This is a genomic window from Myroides odoratus (assembly GCF_965118575.1).
Taxonomy (GTDB): domain Bacteria; phylum Bacteroidota; class Bacteroidia; order Flavobacteriales; family Flavobacteriaceae; genus Flavobacterium; species Flavobacterium odoratum_B.
On sequence record NZ_CBCPHW010000038.1, the window covers coordinates 1 to 5,472 of the forward strand.

The following is a 5,472-nucleotide window of genomic DNA, read 5'->3' on the forward strand; positions in this document are numbered from 1 at the left end:
CAAAAATATTTTTAAAAATAAATTTGGATAATCAGAAAAAAGGGTCTTATCTTTGCAGTCCGCTTCAGGAAAGACTGGGGTTAGCAAAAAAGGGATGAAATATTTTTTCAAAAAAAGCTTTGCTAATTCAAAAAAAGTTTTTACTTTTGCATCCGCTTCAGGAAGGACTGAGAGTTAGTAAAAAGGGAGGAAATAATTTTCCAGAAAAGTTTTGCTAAATCGAAAGAAGTTTTTACTTTTGCACTCGCTTTGAGAAACAAGCGATATTAAGAAACGATCATAGACATATTGGACAACAGCATACAAAATAAAGAGAGTAAGGTGATTTTAGAATCACGAATAAACTAGCTAACTTTTTACAATATAAAAAATATACGATGAAGAGTTTGATCCTGGCTCAGGATGAACGCTAGCGGCAGGCCTAACACATGCAAGTCGAGGGGTATAGAGAGCTTGCTTTCTAGAGACCGGCGCACGGGTGAGTAACGCGTATGCAACCTACCTTTTACAGGGGAATAGCCCGGAGAAATTCGGATTAATGCCCCATGGTTTATTAGAGTGGCATCATTTTAATAATAAAGATTTATCGGTAAAAGATGGGCATGCGTATCATTAGCTAGTTGGTGTGGTAACGGCATACCAAGGCTACGATGATTAGGGGTCCTGAGAGGGAGATCCCCCACACTGGTACTGAGACACGGACCAGACTCCTACGGGAGGCAGCAGTGAGGAATATTGGTCAATGGAGGCAACTCTGAACCAGCCATGCCGCGTGCAGGATGACGGTCCTATGGATTGTAAACTGCTTTTGTACGGGAAGAAATGTATCTACGTGTAGATATTTGACGGTACCGTAAGAATAAGGATCGGCTAACTCCGTGCCAGCAGCCGCGGTAATACGGAGGATCCGAGCGTTATCCGGAATTATTGGGTTTAAAGGGTTCGTAGGCGGTTGAGTAAGTCAGTGGTGAAATCTTACAGCTTAACTGTAAAATTGCCGTTGATACTGCTTAACTTGAATAGTATGGAAGTAATTAGAATATGTAGTGTAGCGGTGAAATGCTTAGATATTACATGGAATACCAATTGCGAAGGCAGATTACTACGTACTTATTGACGCTGATGAACGAAAGCGTGGGTAGCGAACAGGATTAGATACCCTGGTAGTCCACGCCGTAAACGATGGATACTAGCTGTTCGGTTTTCGGACTGAGTGGCTAAGCGAAAGTGATAAGTATCCCACCTGGGGAGTACGTTCGCAAGAATGAAACTCAAAGGAATTGACGGGGGCCCGCACAAGCGGTGGAGCATGTGGTTTAATTCGATGATACGCGAGGAACCTTACCAAGGCTTAAATGTAGATTGACAGGTTTAGAGATAGACTTTCCTTCGGGCAATTTACAAGGTGCTGCATGGTTGTCGTCAGCTCGTGCCGTGAGGTGTCAGGTTAAGTCCTATAACGAGCGCAACCCCTATTGTTAGTTGCCAGCGAGTCATGTCGGGAACTCTAACAAGACTGCCAGTGCAAACTGTGAGGAAGGTGGGGATGACGTCAAATCATCACGGCCCTTACGTCTTGGGCTACACACGTGCTACAATGGCCAGTACAGAAAGCAGCTACCAGGCAACTGGATGCGAATCTCAAAAACTGGTCTCAGTTCGGATTGGAGTCTGCAACTCGACTCCATGAAGCTGGAATCGCTAGTAATCGGATATCAGCCATGATCCGGTGAATACGTTCCCGGGCCTTGTACACACCGCCCGTCAAGCCATGGAAGCTGGGGGTACCTGAAGTCGGTCGCCGCAAGGAGCTGCCTAGGGTAAAACTGGTAACTAGGGCTAAGTCGTAACAAGGTAGCCGTACCGGAAGGTGCGGCTGGAACACCTCCTTTCTAGAGAAAAGAAGAAGGTAGTTTATTTACTCTCGCTGTTTGTTCAAATATAAAAGATAAAAAAGTAATACAGAGTCTCGTAGCTCAGCTGGTTAGAGTACTACACTGATAATGTAGGGGTCGGCAGTTCGAGTCTGCCCGGGACTACGAGTATACTTTTTGAAAAGGAAATTCTAGAGGTTAGTTAAACCGTTGAAAGTTACTGTTAACCGTAAACTGTTAACTTGACTCATACGGGGGATTAGCTCAGCTGGCTAGAGCGCCTGCCTTGCACGCAGGAGGTCATCGGTTCGACTCCGATATTCTCCACAAAAGCTATTGAGAAATATAGTTTAAAAGTTCATTGACATATTGTAACGACAAATACAGTTAGATAGTAAATCTAATATTATTTAAAAAAATTTATAGAAAGTACGATTCGAAAGAATTGTAAGCACATAAGCAAAATAAGGGCGTATGGGGAATGCCTAGGCTCTCAGAGGCGAAGAAGGACGTGATAAGCTGCGAAAAGCTACGGGGATTGGCACACACGAATTGATCCGTAGATATCCGAATGGGGCAACCCACTATGTTGAAGACATAGTATCCGAATAGGAGGCGAACCTGCTGAACTGAAACATCTAAGTAGGCAGAGGAGAAGAAAACAAAAGTGATTCCGCTAGTAGTGGCGAGCGAACGCGGAATAGCCCAAACCAATGTTGTTACGGCAATATTGGGGTTGTAGGACCACGATATTTCTTGCGGATTGAATTAGAATTACCTGGAAAGGTAAACCGAAGAGGGTGATAGTCCCGTATAAGTAAGAGAAGATAAGGATAGTGGTATCCTGAGTAGGTCGGGGCACGTGAAACCCTGATTGAATTAGGCGGGACCATCCGCTAAGGCTAAATACTCCTGAGAGACCGATAGTGAACCAGTACCGTGAGGGAAAGGTGAAAAGAACCGTGAATAACGGAGTGAAAAAGATCCTGAAACCATACGCCTACAAGCGGTCGGAGCCCTTAAGTGGGGTGACGGCGTGCCTTTTGCATAATGAGCCTACGAGTTACCGTTGCTGGCAAGGATAAGTGATTAAGTCATGGATCCGTAGCGAAAGCGAGTCTTAATAGGGCGCTTTAGTCAGTAGTGGTAGACGCGAAACCGTGTGATCTACCCATGGGCAGGTTGAAGTTTAGGTAACACTAAATGGAGGACCGAACCGTTTAACGCTGAAAAGTTTTCGGATGACCTGTGGGTAGGGGTGAAAGGCCAATCAAACTCGGAAATAGCTCGTACTCCCCGAAATGCATTTAGGTGCAGCGATAATCAAAGTTATATAGAGGTAGAGCTACTGATTGGATGCGGGGGCTTCACCGCCTACCAATTCCTGACAAACTCCGAATGCTATATAATGTTTATTATCAGTGAGGGCATGGGTGCTAAGGTCCATGTCCGAGAGGGAAAGAACCCAGACCATCAGCTAAGGTCCCCAAATGTATACTAAGTTGAAATAACGCGGTTTGATTGCCCAGACAGCTAGGATGTTGGCTTGGAAGCAGCCATTCATTTAAAGAGTGCGTAACAGCTCACTAGTCGAGCGATCGAGCATGGATAATAATCGGGCATAAGTATACTACCGAAGCTATGGATTTACGTTTTATAACGTGAGTGGTAGGGGAGCATTCTATCGACGAAGAAGCCGTATTGTGAGATATGGTGGAGTTTATAGAAAAGAAAATGTAGGCATAAGTAACGATAAGGGGTGTGAGAAACGCCCCCGCCGTAAGACTAAGGTTTCCTGAGCTATGCTAATCAGCTTAGGGTTAGTCGGGACCTAAGGCACACCCGAAGGGGGACGTCGATGGCCAACGGGTTAATATTCCCGTACTACTAATAACAGTGATGGAGTGACACAGTGATGAAAGCAACGCGAACTGACGGAATAGTTCGTTGAAGCACGTACCTATATCTCGTATAGTAAAATGCGTATGAGATGGAGAAATGCGATAGTACTCAGAGTTTTCGAACGACGAGATAGTTTGCCTAAGGGCTGTCAAGAAAAGCTTCTAAACTTATGTTATTAGTACCCGTACCGTAAACCGACACAGGTAGTCGAGGAGAGTATCCTAAGGCGCTCGAGAGATTCATGGCTAAGGAACTAGGCAAAATAGACCTGTAACTTCGGGAGAAAGGTCGCCAGCGCAAGCTGGCCGCAGTTAAAAGGTCCAGGCGACTGTTTATCAAAAACACAGGGCTCTGCAAAATCGTAAGATGAAGTATAGGGCCTGACACCTGCCCGGTGCTGGAAGGTTAAGAGGAGATGTTATTTTTCGGAAGAAGCATTGAATTGAAGCCCCAGTAAACGGCGGCCGTAACTATAACGGTCCTAAGGTAGCGAAATTCCTTGTCGGGTAAGTTCCGACCTGCACGAATGGTGTAACGATCTGGACACTGTCTCAGCCATGAGCTCGGTGAAATTGTAGTATCGGTGAAGATGCCGATTACCCGCAGTGGGACGAAAAGACCCTGTGCACCTTTACTATAGCTTAGTATTGTTCTTGGATAAGTGATGTGTAGGATAGGTGGGAGACTTCGATCCTGCGTCGCCAGGCGTAGGTTAGTCATTGTTGAAATACCACCCTTTGCTTATTTGAGATCTAACTCTGTATTACAGAGGACATTGCTTGGTGGGTAGTTTGACTGGGGTGGTCGCCTCCAAAAGAGTAACGGAGGCTTCTAAAGGTTCCCTCAGCACGCTTGGTAACCGTGCGTAGAGTGCAATGGCATAAGGGAGCTTGACTGGGAGACAAACAAGTCGATCAGGTACGAAAGTAGAGCATAGTGATCCGGTGGTTCCGCATGGAAGGGCCATCGCTCAAAGGATAAAAGGTACGCCGGGGATAACAGGCTGATCTCCCCCAAGAGCTCATATCGACGGGGGGGTTTGGCACCTCGATGTCGGCTCGTCACATCCTGGGGCTGGAGAAGGTCCCAAGGGTTGGGCTGTTCGCCCATTAAAGTGGCACGCGAGCTGGGTTCAGAACGTCGTGAGACAGTTCGGTCTCTATCTACTGTGGGCGTTAGAAATTTGAGTGGATCTGATTCTAGTACGAGAGGACCGAATTGGACCAACCTCTAGTGCATCTGTTGTCTCGCCAGGGGCATCGCAGAGTAGCTACGTTGGGCAGGGATAAGCGCTGAAAGCATATAAGTGCGAAACCCACCACAAGATGAGATTTCTTTAAAGAGCCGTTGGAGATTACAACGTTGATAGGCTATAGATGTAAAGGCAGTAATGTCAGAGTCGAGTAGTACTAATAGCTCGTAAGCTTATGTGAATCTCCCTCTACTTTTTAGTAGAGGGGGGGAACTTTCTAAATGTATTTGTTACGTTATAATATACAATATTAGTTATAGGATCCTTATAGGAATTTATAACAACCGCTTTAGGGTGGTTATTGCAGCGGGGCTCACCTCTTTCCATTTCGAACAGAGCAGTTAAGCCCGCTAGCGCAGATGGTACTGCCGTAAGGTGGGAGAGTATGTCGTCGCCCTTCTTTTAAAAAGCCTGATTACGCAAGTAGTCAGGCTTTTTTGTTTT

The 5,472-nt window shown here is 45.7% G+C and carries 2 tRNA genes and 3 rRNA genes; all 5 read left to right on the plus strand.

Features of this window, described 5'->3' with window-relative positions:
- Positions 1–374 precede the first annotated feature (374 nt).
- Positions 375–1,892 (plus strand): 16S ribosomal RNA (locus ACMHJ2_RS17575).
- A gap of 73 nt (positions 1,893–1,965) precedes the next feature.
- Positions 1,966–2,039, plus strand: a tRNA-Ile gene (locus ACMHJ2_RS17580).
- 88 nt (positions 2,040–2,127) lie between these two features.
- Positions 2,128–2,201 (plus strand) — tRNA-Ala (locus ACMHJ2_RS17585).
- Between the two features lie 126 nt (positions 2,202–2,327).
- Positions 2,328–5,209: ribosomal RNA gene (locus ACMHJ2_RS17590) — 23S ribosomal RNA — on the plus strand.
- 109 nt (positions 5,210–5,318) lie between these two features.
- A 5S ribosomal RNA gene (rrf, locus tag ACMHJ2_RS17595) occupies positions 5,319–5,428 on the plus strand.
- The 16S, 23S and 5S rRNA genes sit together here with 2 tRNA genes alongside, the layout of an rRNA operon.
- Positions 5,429–5,472: the final 44 nt, after the last annotated feature.